We start from the raw sequence: 15,620 nt of genomic DNA, 5'->3' as shown, positions 1-15,620 counted from the left end.
TAAAAACCTCGCAATCGCCCGAACATAGCGAAAGCGGATCCTATCGTTGTGGGAGCGACTTCAGTCGCGACAAGGACTTGCGATAAGGCACGATCGTCGCGACGAAAGTCGCTCCCACAGAAGAGCCAGTTTTTAGAGGTTGCCTTCAGAAGCCTGCGCGTGTTCGCCTTCTCCCATTTCTCACTCCTCTTCGCTGACTCCTGAAACTCACGCTTCCGCCTCCACATTCTTCCCCCGATACGCCGGCGTCAACACCAAGCGAAAGCAACTGCCACCGCCGGCAACACGCACATACTCGAGGGACGCCTGATTCGCCTCACTCATCTGACGAGCCAGATAAAGCCCCAGCCCCGTGCCGTATTCATGCGTGGTGTAGAAAGGCTCGAAGATCTGCGCGGCCACCTTTGGAGGAATGCCAGGGCCGCGATCGATCACTTCCAGAATCGGCACACCGTGTTCGCCATGACGTGCCACCACCATCACGCGCGCCGGCTGGCCGGGCATGCGGCCATAGCGCAGCGCGTTCTGCACCAGGTTCCAAACGACTTGCTGCAACTGCTGCGGATCGGCCATGGCGGCTACCGGATCGTTGCCGGCGATCACGCGTAGCGAGTCTTCGCCCAGGTCGTTGCCCTGGCGATATTCCTCGACGAAATTAAGCGCCCAGCGCCCGAGATCGAGCGTTTCCGGGCGGGAGCGCTCGCGCCGCGACAACTGCAGGATGTTCTCGATGATTTCGTTGAGGCGGACGCAGTGGTTGTTGATGATCTCGACCATGCGCTGGTCGGTGCTGCTCAGGTCCTGCGATTCGGCCAGGAGCTGTGCCGAGTAACGGATCGCGGCGAGCGGGTTGCGGATTTCGTGCGCGATCGAGGCGGACAGCCGGCCGAGCGAACTGAGCGTAAGTTCTTCCGCGCGACGCGAGACCAGCGAGGTGTCGTCCAGGAAGATCAGTACGTGCGAATCGTCGTTCGGTGCCAGGCGGGTAAAGCGCGGTACGACTTCGGGCACGCCATCGGCCAGCTGGGTGGCCGTCTCGTCGAGCTTTCCCGAAGTAATCCAGTGATACAGGCGGCGCGACAGCTCCGGCGCCAGCCGGCCCAGGTCGCGCTGGTCGGCGGAAGGATTGCCCAGCAGCATCCAGGCCGATTCGTTGATCTGATGGATGCGGTTGGCATCGTCCACCAGCAATACGCCGGTCTTCATGCGCCGAATGATCAGCTCGTTGACTTGCGAAAGGTTGGCCAGATCGATGCTGCGTTGTTCGGCCAGGGCTTCGGTGGCGCGCATCTGCCGGCTCAGTACGTGGCAGAGCAGGGTGCTGGCGAAATACGCCAGGCCGAACAGGCCCGATTCGAGCAGTTCCCGGTCCATGCTCGAATCGACACTGGGTAGTTCGAATACCGAGTGGCCGAGGATGCCCAGGGTGGCCAGTGCGGCGAAGAACAACGATAAGCGCAGCGGCAGGATCAGCGCGCCGGCACTCAGGTTCACCGCAAGCATCATCGCGATGCCGATGCGCGCATCGTGCATCGAAGTCACTGCCATGACCGCCGCGACGATATCCACCACCAGGCTGCCCGATACCACCAGTCGGCTGCGTTGGGTGCCGCGCCGGGTCAGCAGCAGGGCGGCCATGGCAAACAGCAGGAAGACCAGCGCCACGTTCCGCGCGAAGCCGGCATCGGTGAGCTTGGGCCAGCCAAGCCCCGGAGGACTGAAGGCCAGGCCGACGTAGATCAGCGCCTGGACCAGTCGAAAATAATTGAGGAAGGACAGTTCGTGGCGGACCGCCTCGACGGCGGGGCGCGATGCGGGAGCGGGGGACGGCGCGGTGGCTGGCACCTAGGCGGCACTCGTTGGCGTGGGCGATGGTGCCAGTATATGTGGTGAGACCAAGGGGAATAGAGAGGTCGGTCGCCTGCGGAGGCTGTGGCGCATCGCGGCATGCAGTGCCGGAAAAGGCCGCCCTTGGCCGCCTGGTCGCCTACGAAAAGTACCCATACGATCAAATACCTGGCGCCGCCCGGCCTTGCCGCACCGCACAAGCCCCTTTCCATCGCCCCGGGGTTCCGCGAAAATACCTGGCCGTATTGCGCGGTTTTCGCCATGCCCAGGCATGGCGGCAGCGCACTGCATGCCGGCAGCGCGTTGCTAGAAGTACCGCGGTCCGCTCTCCTCACCCGTGCCAAGGTACCGGCATGCGGTTTCAATGTTCCCCGTTCGCTCGAGGTATCGAATGAATTTCCACGAGTACCAGGCTAAAGAACTGTTCGCGCAGTACGGCATTGCCGTGCCGCCGGGCAAGGTTGCCAACTCTCCCGATGCCGCTGTCGACGCTGCCAAGCACCTTGGCGGTTCGCAGTGGATGGTCAAGGCACAGATTCACGCAGGCGGCCGCGGCAAGGCCGGCGGCGTGAAATTCTGCAAGAGCTATGACGAAGTGCGCGATGCAGCCAAGGGCATGCTCGGCACCAAGATGGAAACCTATCAGTCCGCCGGCCGTGCGCTGCCGGTGAACCTGGTTCTGGTTACCGACGCGACCAACATCGCCAAGGAACTGTACCTGTCGATCCTGGTCGACCGCGATTCGAAGTCCGTATCGTTCATCGCCTCCAAGCATGGCGGCGTGGACATCGAACAGGTCGCCAAAGACACCCCCGAAGACATCCACACGATCGTGGTCGACTTCGTCGAGGGCCTGCAGCCGTACCAGTGCCGTCAGCTCGGCTTTGCGATGGATCTCAACACCAAGCAAGTCGGTCAGCTGACCAAGATCATGCTGGGCCTGTACAAGCTCTTCAACGAGAAAGATCTGTCGCTGGTCGAGCTCAATCCGTTGGCTATCCTCGAAGACGGCAACCTTGCCGCGCTCGACGGCAAAGTCAACTCAGACGACAACGCCGAATTCCGACACGCCGATCTGGCCGCCATGCGCGACCTGAGCCAGGAAGACGCGGCCGAGGCGGCTGCCGTGCAGCACAACCTCAACTACGTGACGATGGACGGCACCATCGGCTGCATGGTCAATGGCGCGGGTCTGGCTATGGCGACCATGGACGTGATCAAGCTGGCAGGCGGCGAGCCGGCCAACTTCCTCGACGTCGGCGGCGGCGCCACCAAGGAGCGCGTGACCGAGGCGTTCAAGCTCATTACCTCTTCCGACAAGGTGAAGGCCATCCTGGTCAACATCTTCGGCGGCATCGTTCGCTGCGACATGATTGCCGAAGGCATCATTGCCGCGGTGAAGGAAGTAGGGTTGACCATTCCGGTGGTGGTGCGCCTGCAGGGCACCAACGTGGAGCTGGGCCGCGAACTGCTGGCCAACTCCGGTCTGGCGATCACGCCGGCCGACGATCTCAACGACGCGGCGCAGAAAGCCGTGGCCGCCGCGAAGTGAGGAGCATCCAAGCATGAGCGTTCTCGTTAATAAGAACACCAAGGTGATCGTGCAGGGCTTTACCGGCCAGCAGGGCACCTTCCACGCGCAACAGGCGCTGGACTACGGCACCACGGTTGTCGGTGGCGTCACCCCGGGCAAGGGCGGCAGCGAACACATCGGCCTGCCGGTCTTCAACTCGGTGTCCGAAGCCGTCGACGAAACCGGTGCCGATGCGTCGGTGATCTTCGTGCCGCCGCCGTTCGCGGCCGACTCGATCCTCGAAGCGGTCGACGCGGGTATCCGCGTGATCGTGGCGATCACCGAAGGCATCCCGGTGCTGGACATGCTGCGCGTAAAGAACGTGCTGGCCCAGCACCCGGAGACCGTGCTGATCGGCCCGAACTGCCCCGGCATCATCACTCCGGGCGAGTGCAAGATCGGCATCATGCCGGGTCACATCCACAAGCCGGGCAAGGTCGGCATCGTGTCGCGCTCCGGCACGCTGACCTATGAAGCCGTGTTCCAGACCACCAACGAAGGCCTGGGGCAGTCCACCTGCATCGGCATCGGCGGCGATCCGATCAACGGCCTGAACTTCATCGACTGCCTGAAGATGTTCCAGGACGATCCGCAGACCGAAGGCATCATCATGGTCGGCGAAATCGGCGGCAGCGCCGAGGAAGACGCGGCGGAGTTCATCGGCGAGTACGTCAAGAAGCCGGTCGTGTCCTTCATTGCGGGCGCCTCGGCTCCGGCCGGCAAGCGCATGGGCCATGCCGGTGCGATCATCTCCGGTGGCAAGGGCACCGCCGCGGCGAAGTTCGCCGCGCTGGAAAAGGCTGGCGTCACCACGGTGAAGTCGCCTGCCGACCTGGGCAAGACGCTCGCCAAGCTGATGAAATAATAAGTAGCGAGTCAGGCATTACATAAAAAGCCGCGGAATCCGCGGCTTTTTTATGCTCCGAAAGCGGTTGGCTTAGCCTGTTGCGACAGCCCCGATACCGTCCTCAATGTGGTTATCGTTACATGTGTGCGGGACAGTTTTCGACGGCCGTCTCGCGGTCTTTTTTTGCGTGCAACGACCGCGTCGTATAGGGCCGATTCGGCGCGGAGTCATGCGGCGATCGATAACGCAAGCACGCCTTGAAGCCGCTGAGATTGAGCGTCCGATTAACGCAACGCATCTCGCGCAGCCTTGCGCAAGACCTTTGTTATTGCCGAAAGCATTCGCGCACGTAGCGACCAATGTTGCCAGTACAGTGGGACATCCAGCCAACGTTTGGGGGCCAGTACTCGCAAGGCTCCGGCGGCCAGTGGCTTGGCCAGCAGGGATTCCGGTGCCATGGCCCAGCCCATGCCTAATGTTGCCGCTTCGACAAAGGCTGTCGAGGAAGGGACATAATGCACCGGCGGTGCAAGGGTTGCGCGCGTTACGCTGCGTGCGAAGCGCGCTTGCAAATCGTCCTTGCGATTGAACACCAGCATTGGCGCTTGGCCGAGGCTGCGGGCGTCGACACCCGCACCGAAATAGCGCTCCACCAGGGCGGGTGAGCCCACCGGCAGATAACGCATAGTGCCTAGCGGTTCCACATGGCAACCCTGTACGGGATGTGCGTCGGCAGTGACCGCGCCCAGCACATTGCCTTCGCGCAACAGACGGGTCGAATGGTCCTGATCTTCCACTCGAAGATCGAACAGCAAACCATGTTCTCGATGCAACTCAGCGAGCGGCTCGAGCAACCAGGTTGCCAATGAATCGGCATTGACGGCCATCGAGACACGGCCGCCGGCCATCTCGTCGTTATGCGCGCCGAAACCGTCCAGTGTCTCGATTTCCAGCAAGCGCATCTGCTGCACGCTGCGCAGCAGTTGCTGGCCTGCGGCGGTGGTTCGGCAGGGCGCCTGTCGCAGGATGAGTATTTGACCCAGGCGCTCCTCCAGCGCCTTGATCCGCTGCGACACCGCCGAAGGCGTCAGCGACAACCGCCGCGCGGCGCGTTCGAAGCTGCCTTCATCGATCACGGCCATAAAGGCGGCCAGCTGGGGATGGAGCAGGCTCACAATGGATTAGAAAAAATCAGCTGGGGTAAGAAAAATTAGTTTTACTAAATCGATCGGTCGATGGAAAGTGCCCGTTTCTTCGGGAGAGCATCAATGCTGTTGACCGCGTATTTCTATGGATTAGGTGCCGGCACCAGCCTTATCGTCGCGATCGGCGCGCAGAACGCCTTCGTATTGCGGCAAGGGTTGTTGCGGCGCTACGTAGCCGATGTCGTGTTCGTGTGCGCGTTGGCAGACGCTTGCCTGATACTGGCCGGTGTCGCCGGCATGGGCGCGGCCGTGCAAGAGCGACCGGGTCTGTTGAATGTGCTGCGTTACGCCGGAGCAGTCTTCTTGTTCGTCTATGGCGTCATGGCTGCGCACCGCGCCTGGCGCGGCGAGCAGGGCCTGCTCCCCGACGATCGGGCGCCGGACGCCCGCCGCCGCGTCTGGCTCGCTTGCCTTGGCTTTACCTTGCTCAATCCGCACGTCTATCTGGACACCGTCGTTTTGCTCGGCAGCTTGTCGACTCGCTATCCCGGCGCCTTGCGTTGGCTGTTCGCCGCCGGTGCCTGCACAGCCAGCGTATGCTGGTTTACCGCGCTGGGTTGGGGCGCTCGCGTCTTGTTGCCGGTGTTTCGCGACGCACGTGCCTGGCGAATGCTGGATACATTTGTCGCCTTGCTGATGTTTGCGCTGGCGACTCTGTTGTTGCTCCGGCCCCTGCGTTGATCCGACGACAAGCCAAATTCATTCGATCGCCGCCATCGCGCTGGGCGCCGCTGACCGGTCGTGGCTGTCGAGGTCCTATGTCCGTCGCCGTCTCCGGGGCGGTCGGCGCGAACTTTCCTGGCTCTTCAATCGCTCTTCGAAAAGTTCGACAAATGTCGGGAGCGATACGCCGTAGACCGCACTCAGTTCCCTGACCTGCAACAGATCTACGCCACGCTGCCCCACTTCGACAGCCGACACATAGGTTTGAGGCCGTTCCAATGTTTCTGCTACTTCCGCTTGGGACAGGCCTGCTTTAAGCCGCAGGTCTTTGAGTAGCAAGACCAGTTCGGCGTGTTCTGATGTGTAGATCGACGCTCGCTTCATAGCCGACCTCGAAGGGCAGCCTACAAGTTATTACTCGGCTACCATTTATTCGAAAGTCATCATACAACCCGTTAAATGGGTAACATTCGAAAAAGGAAGCTTGCGGAATGCGCTGCTCCGATCGAGGCCGAGATAACGCCTGCCACAAGATCGGCTATGTTCGTAAACGCGGCACGCGATAGCCACGGCGGGCACGATCCGCCTCGACACGGATTTCCCTCACCTATGAGCCAGATCGATCAACGCGCCAAGAAGATCCTGTTCGATACCTTCTGGAAGAACGGCTGGATAGACACCGATTACAGGAATACGCCGCCTGAAGATTTCGAGTATGCCAAGGCGCAAGGACTGATGTTCGATCCGCTCGTCATCACGCACGATGCGCTGATTGAACGCATTGTCGATCTCGCCCAAGGGATGCCCGCAGGCAAGCCAGCCAAAGCCTTTCTATGCAGTCTCTCCTCGCGGCGGGTCGATTGGCGTTCGGGTCTTGCTTCATGGCATGTCGCGCGGCGGATGCCCAAGCACCTCTACCAGGAGCTCAGGCGCCTGGGCGGACATACCTTCAGGAATGGCGTTTCGACGCCGCACTGGCGATACGAGTGCAGTGTTTGCGCGGGGCGGGATACCTATTGGCAGGAGGACCTCAATGTCCTCAACTTCGAGCGCGTTCGTTGGGGCGGTGTGCGCCATGGCGACTTGATCTATACGCTGCTGGATCTGGAACAATTGGAAAAGGCCCGGATCCCTGAGCCATTGCCCGAGGATATCGAGATCTTCAAAGGGATATTGGATGCGGCGACATCGCTTCGTCCGAACGATGCTCCCGGAGCCCTGCGCGAGCGGCTCCGCGGTGTGGTGCCATCCTCCAAGGAGGAGCGAAGCAGGCTTGTCGAGATACTCGCCTGCGCTGGCATTCTCCAGGCGTTGGCCACGGATCGCCCCCGGCTTGGCGGCACGCCCGACTGGAGGTTCATTACCGATTGGCGAGGTCAGGACGGATTCAATCCGACCGCGGTCGATGCACTTTTCGGCGCGTGGCTGTGAGGGGCCTGGAGAGTTCCCAGGCGTGGCCTTGCAAAAAGCCCGATGCGCTACCATTGGCGTCTCCGGTTTCCTGCTAGAAGCGTTATCGCATGGCTGTCCTACGTCTGGCCCTGGCCCAATTCGATTTTTCGGTCGGCGCAGTGGCCGCCAATGCCGCCAAGGTACGCGAACTGTTGGCCCAGGCGCGGGAGGGCGGGGCTTCGCTGATCGCCTTTCCCGAGCTGACCTTGAGCGGGTATCCGCCGGAAGACCTGCTCCTGCGTCCGAGCTTCTTGGCAGCGTGCGAGAACGAGTTGCATGCGCTGGCGCGCGAGACCGATGGCGTTGCCGCCGTCGTGGGGTATCCGCACAGCGAAGGCGAGGTCTATAACGCTGCGGCTTTGTTGCGCCATGGCACGGTCGAATGGACCGCGCACAAGCAAGCCTTGCCGAACTATGGCGTATTCGACGACAAACGTTATTTCCGTCCCGGTCACGAAACGCGTGTTGCCATGATCGATGGCGTGCGGGTCGGCTTCCTCATCTGCGAGGATGTGTGGGAGCCCGAACCCGCCGCGGCCGCTGCGGCGGCAGGGGCGGAACTCATTGTCGTGATCAACGCTTCGCCTTGGGACAAAGCCAAGCAGAAAACGCGCGAGGAAGTACTCGCCGCACGGGCCAGGGAAACTGGCTGCGCCCTCATCTACCTCAATATGGTCGGTGGTCAGGACGAGGTGGTTTACGACGGTGCATCGCTCCTGGTCGATGCCGATGGTACGGTGGCTGCACGTGCGCCGACGTTCACCGAGGTATTGCTATGGGCCGAGTTCGACAGCCAGACGCGCCAACTCGCCGCGCGCGATTGGCCGGCGCCCGACAGCCCCCCCGCCGAAAGTACGCTTTATCGCGCCCTGGTTCGTGGCATTGCCGACTACATCAACAAGAATGGTTTTGGCGGTGTGCTGTTGGGCTTGTCCGGCGGTATCGATTCGGCCTTGACTCTGGCATTGGCCGTCGACGCCCTCGGCCCCGAGCGGGTCACTGCGGTCATGATGCCTTCGCGTTATACCTCGCAGCTGTCGCTCGATGGCGCGCGCGAACAGGCCGAGCGGTTGGGCGTGGCGTACCATGTGATTTCCATCGAAGAGACCTATGGCTCCTTCGTACGCGCGCTTACGCCTGCGTTTGCCGGGAAGGCGGCCGATCTCACCGAAGAGAATCTGCAGTCGCGCACGCGTGGCGTGATGCTGATGGCGCTGTCCAACAAGCACGGTCGTTTGCTGCTGGCTACCGGTAACAAGAGTGAGATGGCGGTGGGTTACGCCACACTGTACGGCGACATGTGCGGAGCCTATGCGCCACTGAAGGATGTCTACAAGACAGTGGTCTACGGCCTCTCGCGTTGGCGCAACAGTATCGAAGGCGAGGGTGGCTGGGTGATTCCGCCACCGGTGATCGAGCGTCCGCCGTCGGCGGAGCTACGCGACAATCAGACCGATCAGGATTCGCTGCCGCCCTACGATGTGCTCGATGCCATCCTGGAACGCTTCATCGAAGGCGAGGAGTCGCAGGCGGAGATTGCCGCGCAGGGTTTCGATCCCGATACCGTTCGGCGGGTCGTGCGGTTGGTGCTGCTCAACGAATTCAAGCGCCGCCAGTCGGCGCCGGGCCCACGTGTAACTACGCGGGCATTTGGACGCGAGCGGCGTTATCCGATTACATCGGGCTGGCGCTGAGCGTTTGCCGCGAGGCCGCTGAGCGATGCTCACCGGCTGCGCGACGGTTCATTTGCAGTTGTAGCAAACCAGCGCGAAATCCTGGTCTGTATCGTCCCCCTGGTTGGGCAGGCCGTCAGAGTTGATATCGCTGGCCACTACCTCCAGCGTCAGCTCACCTTTGAGCTGCTCAGGGCTGAGGAAGACACCCTCGAGATTGTTCTTGGCGTCGGCCTCGCCGTTGCTCACCGACCAGCCTTCCTCGCCCAGTGCATTGCCCCAATAGTCGGTATCGCCGACCTTTACGTGGAGGTCGAGGTTGTTGTTCCACGCGGGCGTCGTCCCGCCCAGCCCATGGCCTGGTGCATCGGTCCAGGCCAGCATGATGCGCACGGGTAGGTTCGGGTCGTCGGCTTCCACTTGCTGGCGCCAAGTTTCGCCGCTGTTTTCGAACACATGAGTTTGATCGACGTAGAGCACCTTGGTCTTGGGTGCCAGTACGCTGTCGAGCTGCATGCGCCCCCAGCCTTGTTTGCTGTCCGGAGCACGACCCAGCGCCTTGCCGTCGGCATCTGCGCCGCCCGCCAGGTCACGAGCTGCGGCGGTGAAGGCGGCCTTGATCAAGGCTGGGCTCGGCGTGGCGTCGTATGCGAGCCGGTACTTCTGCACAAAAAGTGCGGCCGCACCGGCGACTGCCGGCGACGCCATGCTTGTGCCGCAATCGAGACCGTGCTTGCCGCCGGTAGCGGCAGAATCGACCCAGCAACCTGGTGCCACCATATGCGGAATGCGTCGACCATCCAATGCGGGACCGTGGGCGGTATTTGCAGAGAGGTCGTCGACGGAGCTGTCCTGCGACCTGTTTTCGAGCTGCGCCTTGGTCGAGCCAATAGTGAAGGCATTCTTGCTTTCGTCGGGCGAGCCTTGCGTCTGCGTACCGCCGTTCCCGTTCATGAAAGAGAGGACATAGGCAAGCGGTTGATCGCCGGTCTGGTCCGGGTCGGCGTCACGAATCGCGGCATCCACCTGACGCGTATCGTTGTCGTAACCGCGGGGGCTGCCGCCGGGTCCCCAGCTATTGCCGGAAATGATTGCGCCGTTGCGTACGGACTCCTTCATCAGCAGCGCCATGCCACCGGGTTGCAGGAAAAACGTACCGTAAATCTGCTCGACTAATTGAGCGCCGGGCGCGACGCCTAAGCCGCGCAGAAAATTTCCTTCCGGCTGCCGATCTATGGCGCCCGAACGACCGTCGCCCGCCATGATGGCTGCGGTGTGCGTGCCATGAAAGGATGTGGCCTCATGCCCGCACGTGGTGCCTTCGCAAGGAAGCATTCTCGCGGTCAGGTCTGGATGGGTATGTTCGATGCCTTGATCGACATTAGCGATGACAACCCCGTCGCCATCGACCTTCCAATCCTGCAGTGCTTGCAGATAGGTTGGCGCGACCCGGGTCCCTGGCTGGACGAAATCGCGGTTGAGCATATTGCTCAGCTCGCCACGGCTGCCACCGTCCTTTGGCAACGTCTGGATGCTGTAGACGCCCGGCGTCCGAGCTAACGTGACGATCCCATTGGCATCGGTACGGAGCGTGTGGGCCTGGAGTTGCCCCGGTTCGGTTACCGTCGATGTCGTGGCCTGACGTGAGGCCATGGCTGTGCGTGCTGCAGCCGACGATGGGCGAACCAGGACACGAACATCCTCCATGCCTCTGGTTTGGTGTCGCGTGGTGCCTTGCATGCGATAAGCCGGAAGAAAATCGCCGCTCCAACGCACTTGCGCCTGTCGCGACGCGGCTACCAGATGGCTGCGCTTTCCCCAGACGACATAGGTGTAGGGGTGGATGTACTGCACCGGCTCCAGGCCGCTGCTACGTAGCGCATCCAGCCAGGGCTGCTGCACGGGGCCATGGAACTGGACGAGGTGGAAGTCGTCTCCTTCCGCTTGAGTTCGCACCCAGGCCGCATCGGTCTTGATCGGGACGTGTAGCGGATCGAAGCGTTTCCCGCCGAGATCGAGCTCGTAGCCGGAGCGTGGTGCCTGGGCAGGATCGGCATGGATGGACAAGGGTAGGGAAACCGAAAGTAATGCAAGAGCAAGGCGTGATAAACGAACAGCCATGGGTCATTCCTTTTTTGATGGCAGGCCATCGACGCGCCATCGACGGTGGCTTTTATGAGAGGACTTTTGTTGGCGGCCGCAAACGGGGTTTTCCTGAGGGCAACGTCAAGCAGCAAGGTGCCGCCGCGTAGGCCATCGGCCATTCGATGATTTCCTGGGAGCTATCACGCCATTTGCACTTGACGAGGCCCGGCAGTTCAATAATTATTCCGACCCTCACTCACGAGGAGTGCGCCAATGATTGTCATCGCTACGCACACGTCCATCGTCGCCGTCCGGCAGCTTGCCGCTTGCTAATCGGTTTACCGATTTAGCCTTTCTCAGGTTGACGAGCTCCGTCCCTTCGGACGTGTCTTTCTCGCATTTTTGTCCTGCACCTGACGGTGCGGGTGATGTTTCGTGTCGCATGAGTGCCTTGGGCGCTCGCGCGCCGCATTGCCGAGTGCCTTGAACTTATGACTATGCATGAACACATGGCATTACGCCGTGTCGCTGCCTACTTGCGTGCCCGTATGGACGTGCAAGGGGACGTACAGCGGCTGGCTCCCTTTACGATCACCTTCGATCCGGCCAGCGCCGAGCCATCGCGCAACTATGCCGTGCCCGACGACGGCGCGACGGCAGGACGGTTCGCGGTATCGGCGCTCAAGGAGGCTTTTCTGCGCCGTGAGCGGATTCCCCGGTTGGAATACATCGACGAGCTGGCGCCTTCGCTGTTGGCCGAACTCAACGAGCAGGGTTTTGCGGTGGAAATGCCACTGTCGTTGATGACTTGCACGCGCGAGGCATTGGCCACCGAATGCGATCTGGACGGTGTGGCCTGGACCCTGGCCGAATCGGAGGCGCAATTGCACGCCGCCGCTTCGGTGCAAAACCATGCCTATGGTGTCGAGACGACGACCGAGGCCGACGTAGAGCGGCTGTATCGGGTCGTAGCACAGGGCGGCGCGGTCGCCTTGGCCCGTTGCGTCGAGGGTGTGCCGCTGGCGGCAGGCTTGTACACCCCGCCGCGCGAAGGTGTCACCGAGATCGCAGCCATCGGCGTGCATACGGATGTGCGTCGCCGAGGTCTCGGCCGAGCTGTCACCGCGCTGCTGGCCGATCATGCCTTTGTCCAGGGGGTGGAATTCCCGTTCCTGATGACCGAGGCGGCGAATGAGGAGCGCGTTTATGGGAGCGCCGGGTTTGTGCGGTTCGGGCGCATGTTGGTCGTCGCTGGCTCAAGAAGCGAGTGAATGGGAGCGAGGAGTGACGAGGCCGGCATAGTTGGGCTTTCTCTATTTCCTCGCTCCTCTCCACTAACTTCTTCTGGAGTGGGCACAAAAAAAGAGCCGGCACGCTGCCGGCTCTTTTTATCCTCTCACTCCAGACCTCAGTGGTGGCCGGAGAATGGAACCATCTTGCGCAGTGTCGACGGCGGACGCGGCCACTTGGGGTCGGTCAGGTAGGGGTGATCGGGGTAGTTCAGAGCCAGCACCTGGCGGGTCTGGTCGGCCAGGGCCTTCTGGTCCAGCGCGATGTAGCTGCGGGTCAGGATCGCCAGCGCATCGCCGGCCTGCGGCGCTTGCTGATAATGCTCGATCACGTACTGGGCGCGGTTGGCCGAGGCGATATAGGCCTTGTTGCGCAGGTAGAACTCGGCCACGTTGATTTCGAACTGTGCCAGCACGTTACGCAGGTAGATCATGCGCTGGCGCGCATCGGTGGCGTAGGCGCTATCGGGGAAGCGGCGGGTCAGCTCGGAAAAATCGTCGAAGGCCTGCAGGTTGTAGCCCTGGTCGCGACGGGTCTGGTTATCGTCACGGTGGAGCAGGCGCTCGATCGCGCCGCCGGTGCGATCGAAATTGATCAGGCCGCGCAGGTAATAGGCGTAATCGACATGCTTCTGTGTCGGATAGGTCTTGATGAACCGGTTGATGGTGGAATACGCATCGTCAGGCTGGTTGTCCTTGTACTGCGCATAAGCCAGTTCCAGCTGCGCCTGCTCGTTGTAGTCCCCGGACGGGAAACGCGCGATCAAACGCTGGTAGGCCTTGACGGCTGCGGCATAGTCTGCGTTTTCGAGCGAAGTATGCGCGGTGGAATAGAGCTTCTCCAGCGGCATGGTGTCGATGTTGTCGCGCTTGTGGCGGAACATCGAGCAACTGCTTACCGCCATGGCAACGACGAGCACGACTAGTATTTTGAGAACCGGCTGGGTTACGCGCATGGGTAGCTATTCTTCGGTGTCGAACGGTGGATGATAACCTATCGGGTCGGGACTCGGGACGGACGAGCCCGGGCGCAAGGAATTCCACCGTGCAGCCGGGGCACTGAAGCCTGGGTGCGGCACGGGGTCTTGGCGCCCGGACGTCGGATCGGCCGGCCCGGCCTGCCAAGTTCGAGTCTTAAAAGCCCATGACTACAGTGCGTCACGAAGCCATTGTCCCCTTGTCGGCCGCAGGTCGCAGATTCGACCAGGCCTTGGCGGAGATGTTCCCCGATTATTCGCGATCCCGGCTTACGGCCTGGATCAAGGACGGGGCAGCTACCCTGGACGGTGCTGTTACGGCGCCGCGACACCTGTTGCGGGGTGGGGAAAAAGTCTTGCTGCAAGCGGAGTTAGCGGTGGAGGTCCACTCGCAGCCGGAAGCTATCGCGCTGGATGTGGTGCATCAGGACGACTATCTGCTGGTGCTGAACAAGCCAGCCGGGCTGGTCGTGCACCCGGGGGCCGGAAACCCTGCCGGTACGGTGTTGAACGCCTTGCTGCATCTGGATCCGAAGCTGGCCGAGCTGCCACGCGGCGGCATTGTCCATCGCCTGGATAAAGAAACCTCCGGCCTGATGGTGGTGGCTCGCAGCCTGGCGGCACATACCGGCTTGGTCGAGATGCTGTCGCGCCACGAGGTGGAGCGGCAATACGAAGCCGTCGTACTGGGTACCCTGGTTGCCGGCGGCACGGTCGATGCGCCGATCGGACGCCATATGGGCGACCGCCTGCGCCAGGCGGTGCGCGACGAGGAGGACGGCAAGCACGCCGTTACCCACTACCGCCTGCGCGAGCGCTTCCGGGCCCACAGCCTGATCCAGTGCAGCCTGGAAACTGGCCGTACGCATCAGATTCGCGTGCATATGGCACATATCGGCCACCCGTTAGTGGGCGACCCGTTGTACGGCGGTGGGCTGAAGCTGCCCAAGGGCGCCACACCGGACCTGGTGGCAGCGTTGCGCGGCTTCCGTCGCCAGGCCTTGCATGCCGAGCGGCTGGCGTTTGAACACCCGGTTACCGGCGAACCGCTGTCGTTTGCCGCCGAGCGGCCGGCAGACCAGCAGGGGCTGATCGATGCACTGCGTGCCGATGCGGTAGGACACGAACCGGAGTGAGGGTGTTCTCCGGGACGGGGCCTCTCGCATCGTAGCTTCCCACGCTATACCCTGATGGCTCCCCCAGTCCTCGACACTTATGACTGCCGCTGCCTGGCTGTTTCCCGATTGGCCTGCTCCGTGTTCCGTCCACGCCGCCGTAACGACGCGGCAGGGGCCGGGTGTATCGGCGCCGCCGTTCGATCGCTTCAATCTTGGCTTGCGCAGCGGCGACCGGGCCGAGGCGGTAGTCGCCAATCGCAGTGCCTTGCACGAAGTGCTGGGTTTGCCGTCAAAGCCGCGCTGGCTGCATCAGGTGCACGGCACCGTGGTGGCCGAGCTGGGGCCTCTGCCGGGCGAGCATGAGCCGCAGGCCGACGCGGCGGTCTCGCATGTGCCTGGCACGGTGTTGGCGATTCTGACCGCCGATTGCCTGCCGGTGCTTTTCTGCACAGACGACGGTCGCCAGATCGGCGCGGCGCACGCCGGTTGGAAAGGCCTGGCTCATGGTGTGCTCGAAACTACGGTGGAGCAGATGCAAGTGGCGCCACAACGCATGATGGCCTGGCTGGGGCCGTGCATCGGCCAGGCGTCGTATGAGATCGATGCCCCGGTACGCGAGGTGTTCGTGCAGGAAGATGCTGCCGCCAGCGCCTATTTCAGCCAGACACGTCAGGGGCATTGGTTGTGCGACCTGGCCGGGTTGGCGCGTTATCGACTGGCGCGAATGGGCTTGACGCAAATTTACGGGGGCGGTTTCGATACGCGTACGGATGAGCGGTTTTATTCGTATCGGCGCGACGGAGCCAAGAGCGGACGATTTGCCAGTTTGGTCTGGCTCGAAGGCTAGGTGGGGTTAGAAAGCCTCACGCTTCGACTTCAGAAGAAGACAC

At 62.1% G+C, this 15,620-nt stretch carries 13 protein-coding genes; 8 read left to right on the top strand and 5 right to left on the bottom strand.

The window, feature by feature from the left end; genetic code table 11:
- Window positions 1-207: 207 nt before the first annotated feature.
- Window positions 208-1,845, bottom strand: a complete 1,638-nt coding sequence (locus tag VIM98_RS04805) for a sensor histidine kinase (RefSeq protein ID WP_331991957.1) — start codon at window positions 1,843-1,845, stop codon at window positions 208-210.
- 394 nt (window positions 1,846-2,239) lie between these two features.
- Between VIM98_RS04805 and sucC the strand changes: the two genes are divergently transcribed.
- Both sucC and sucD read left to right on the top strand, forming a co-directional pair.
- Window positions 2,240-3,400 carry an ADP-forming succinate--CoA ligase subunit beta gene (gene sucC / locus VIM98_RS04800; RefSeq protein ID WP_331991956.1) on the top strand — a complete coding sequence of 387 codons (1,161 nt, stop codon included), beginning with the start codon at window positions 2,240-2,242 and terminating at the stop codon, window positions 3,398-3,400.
- 13 nt (window positions 3,401-3,413) lie between these two features.
- Complete coding sequence (sucD, locus tag VIM98_RS04795) at window positions 3,414-4,286, top strand: succinate--CoA ligase subunit alpha (RefSeq protein ID WP_331991955.1); 873 nt, start codon at window positions 3,414-3,416, stop codon at window positions 4,284-4,286.
- Window positions 4,287-4,552: 266 nt separating this feature from the next.
- Here sucD and VIM98_RS04790 read toward each other — a convergent pair whose 3' ends face one another.
- On the bottom strand, window positions 4,553-5,443 hold the full coding sequence (locus VIM98_RS04790) for a LysR family transcriptional regulator ArgP (protein WP_331991954.1): 891 nt from the start codon (window positions 5,441-5,443) through the stop codon (window positions 4,553-4,555).
- A gap of 93 nt (window positions 5,444-5,536) precedes the next feature.
- On the opposite strand from VIM98_RS04790, the gene VIM98_RS04785 reads away from it, so the two are divergent.
- Window positions 5,537-6,154: a LysE/ArgO family amino acid transporter gene (locus VIM98_RS04785; protein ID WP_331991953.1), complete on the top strand. Its 618-nt coding sequence runs from the start codon at window positions 5,537-5,539 to the stop codon at window positions 6,152-6,154.
- A 75-nt stretch (window positions 6,155-6,229) separates the two neighbouring features.
- Here VIM98_RS04785 and VIM98_RS04780 read toward each other — a convergent pair whose 3' ends face one another.
- The gene (locus VIM98_RS04780) at window positions 6,230-6,520 is read right to left on the bottom strand and encodes a helix-turn-helix transcriptional regulator (protein ID WP_331991952.1); all 291 of its coding nucleotides are present in this window, start codon (window positions 6,518-6,520) and stop codon (window positions 6,230-6,232) included.
- Window positions 6,521-6,745: 225 nt separating this feature from the next.
- Between VIM98_RS04780 and VIM98_RS04775 the strand changes: the two genes are divergently transcribed.
- Together VIM98_RS04775 and VIM98_RS04770 are read left to right on the top strand one after the other, a co-directional pair.
- Window positions 6,746-7,567, top strand: a complete 822-nt coding sequence (locus VIM98_RS04775; RefSeq protein ID WP_331991951.1) for a hypothetical protein — start codon at window positions 6,746-6,748, stop codon at window positions 7,565-7,567.
- Between the two features lie 89 nt (window positions 7,568-7,656).
- On the top strand, window positions 7,657-9,282 hold the full coding sequence (locus VIM98_RS04770) for an NAD+ synthase (protein WP_331991950.1): 1,626 nt from the start codon (window positions 7,657-7,659) through the stop codon (window positions 9,280-9,282).
- Window positions 9,283-9,330: 48 nt separating this feature from the next.
- Here the strand turns inward: VIM98_RS04770 and VIM98_RS04765 are convergent, their stop codons facing one another.
- Window positions 9,331-11,382, bottom strand: coding sequence for a S8 family serine peptidase (locus VIM98_RS04765; protein ID WP_331991949.1), 2,052 nt, complete (start codon window positions 11,380-11,382; stop codon window positions 9,331-9,333).
- Window positions 11,383-11,855: 473 nt separating this feature from the next.
- On the opposite strand from VIM98_RS04765, the gene VIM98_RS04760 reads away from it, so the two are divergent.
- A complete protein-coding gene (locus VIM98_RS04760) occupies window positions 11,856-12,617 on the top strand; it encodes a GNAT family N-acetyltransferase (protein ID WP_331991948.1) in 762 nt (253 codons plus the stop codon).
- A gap of 137 nt (window positions 12,618-12,754) precedes the next feature.
- Here VIM98_RS04760 and VIM98_RS04755 read toward each other — a convergent pair whose 3' ends face one another.
- Window positions 12,755-13,591 (bottom strand): outer membrane protein assembly factor BamD, encoded by an 837-nt coding sequence (locus VIM98_RS04755; RefSeq protein WP_331991947.1) that lies wholly within the window; start codon window positions 13,589-13,591, stop codon window positions 12,755-12,757.
- 188 nt (window positions 13,592-13,779) lie between these two features.
- Here VIM98_RS04755 and rluD point away from each other — a divergent pair, with 188 nt between their 5' ends.
- Both rluD and pgeF read left to right on the top strand, forming a co-directional pair.
- Window positions 13,780-14,748 carry a 23S rRNA pseudouridine(1911/1915/1917) synthase RluD gene (gene rluD, locus VIM98_RS04750; protein ID WP_331991946.1) on the top strand — a complete coding sequence of 323 codons (969 nt, stop codon included), beginning with the start codon at window positions 13,780-13,782 and terminating at the stop codon, window positions 14,746-14,748.
- Between the two features lie 79 nt (window positions 14,749-14,827).
- Window positions 14,828-15,577, top strand: coding sequence for a peptidoglycan editing factor PgeF (gene pgeF, locus VIM98_RS04745; RefSeq protein WP_331991945.1), 750 nt, complete (start codon window positions 14,828-14,830; stop codon window positions 15,575-15,577).
- The last annotated feature ends 43 nt before the right edge of the window (window positions 15,578-15,620 follow it).

The organism is Dyella sp. (assembly GCF_036568765.1).
Lineage (GTDB): Bacteria > Pseudomonadota > Gammaproteobacteria > Xanthomonadales > Rhodanobacteraceae > GSA-30.
Note: the sequence above shows the minus strand (reverse complement) of the source record. Positions and strands in the feature narration are given on the sequence as shown.

What these genes read in the sequence shown, in the direction of transcription:
- sucD (WP_331991955.1), top strand. Translation starts at nt 3,414, where the DNA reads ATGAGCGTTCTCGTTAATAAGAACACCAAGGTGATCGTGCAGGGCTTT.
- VIM98_RS04785 (WP_331991953.1), top strand. Translation starts at nt 5,537, where the DNA reads ATGCTGTTGACCGCGTATTTCTATGGATTAGGTGCCGGCACCAGCCTT.
- VIM98_RS04775 (WP_331991951.1), top strand. Translation starts at nt 6,746, where the DNA reads ATGAGCCAGATCGATCAACGCGCCAAGAAGATCCTGTTCGATACCTTC.
- rluD (WP_331991946.1), top strand. Translation starts at nt 13,780, where the DNA reads ATGACTACAGTGCGTCACGAAGCCATTGTCCCCTTGTCGGCCGCAGGT.
- VIM98_RS04765 (WP_331991949.1), bottom strand. Translation starts at nt 11,382, where the DNA reads ATGGCTGTTCGTTTATCACGCCTTGCTCTTGCATTACTTTCGGTTTCC.
- VIM98_RS04780 (WP_331991952.1), bottom strand. Translation starts at nt 6,520, where the DNA reads ATGAAGCGAGCGTCGATCTACACATCAGAACACGCCGAACTGGTCTTG.
- sucC (WP_331991956.1), top strand. Translation starts at nt 2,240, where the DNA reads ATGAATTTCCACGAGTACCAGGCTAAAGAACTGTTCGCGCAGTACGGC.
- VIM98_RS04760 (WP_331991948.1), top strand. Translation starts at nt 11,856, where the DNA reads ATGGCATTACGCCGTGTCGCTGCCTACTTGCGTGCCCGTATGGACGTG.
- VIM98_RS04770 (WP_331991950.1), top strand. Translation starts at nt 7,657, where the DNA reads ATGGCTGTCCTACGTCTGGCCCTGGCCCAATTCGATTTTTCGGTCGGC.
- VIM98_RS04755 (WP_331991947.1), bottom strand. Translation starts at nt 13,591, where the DNA reads ATGCGCGTAACCCAGCCGGTTCTCAAAATACTAGTCGTGCTCGTCGTT.
- pgeF (WP_331991945.1), top strand. Translation starts at nt 14,828, where the DNA reads ATGACTGCCGCTGCCTGGCTGTTTCCCGATTGGCCTGCTCCGTGTTCC.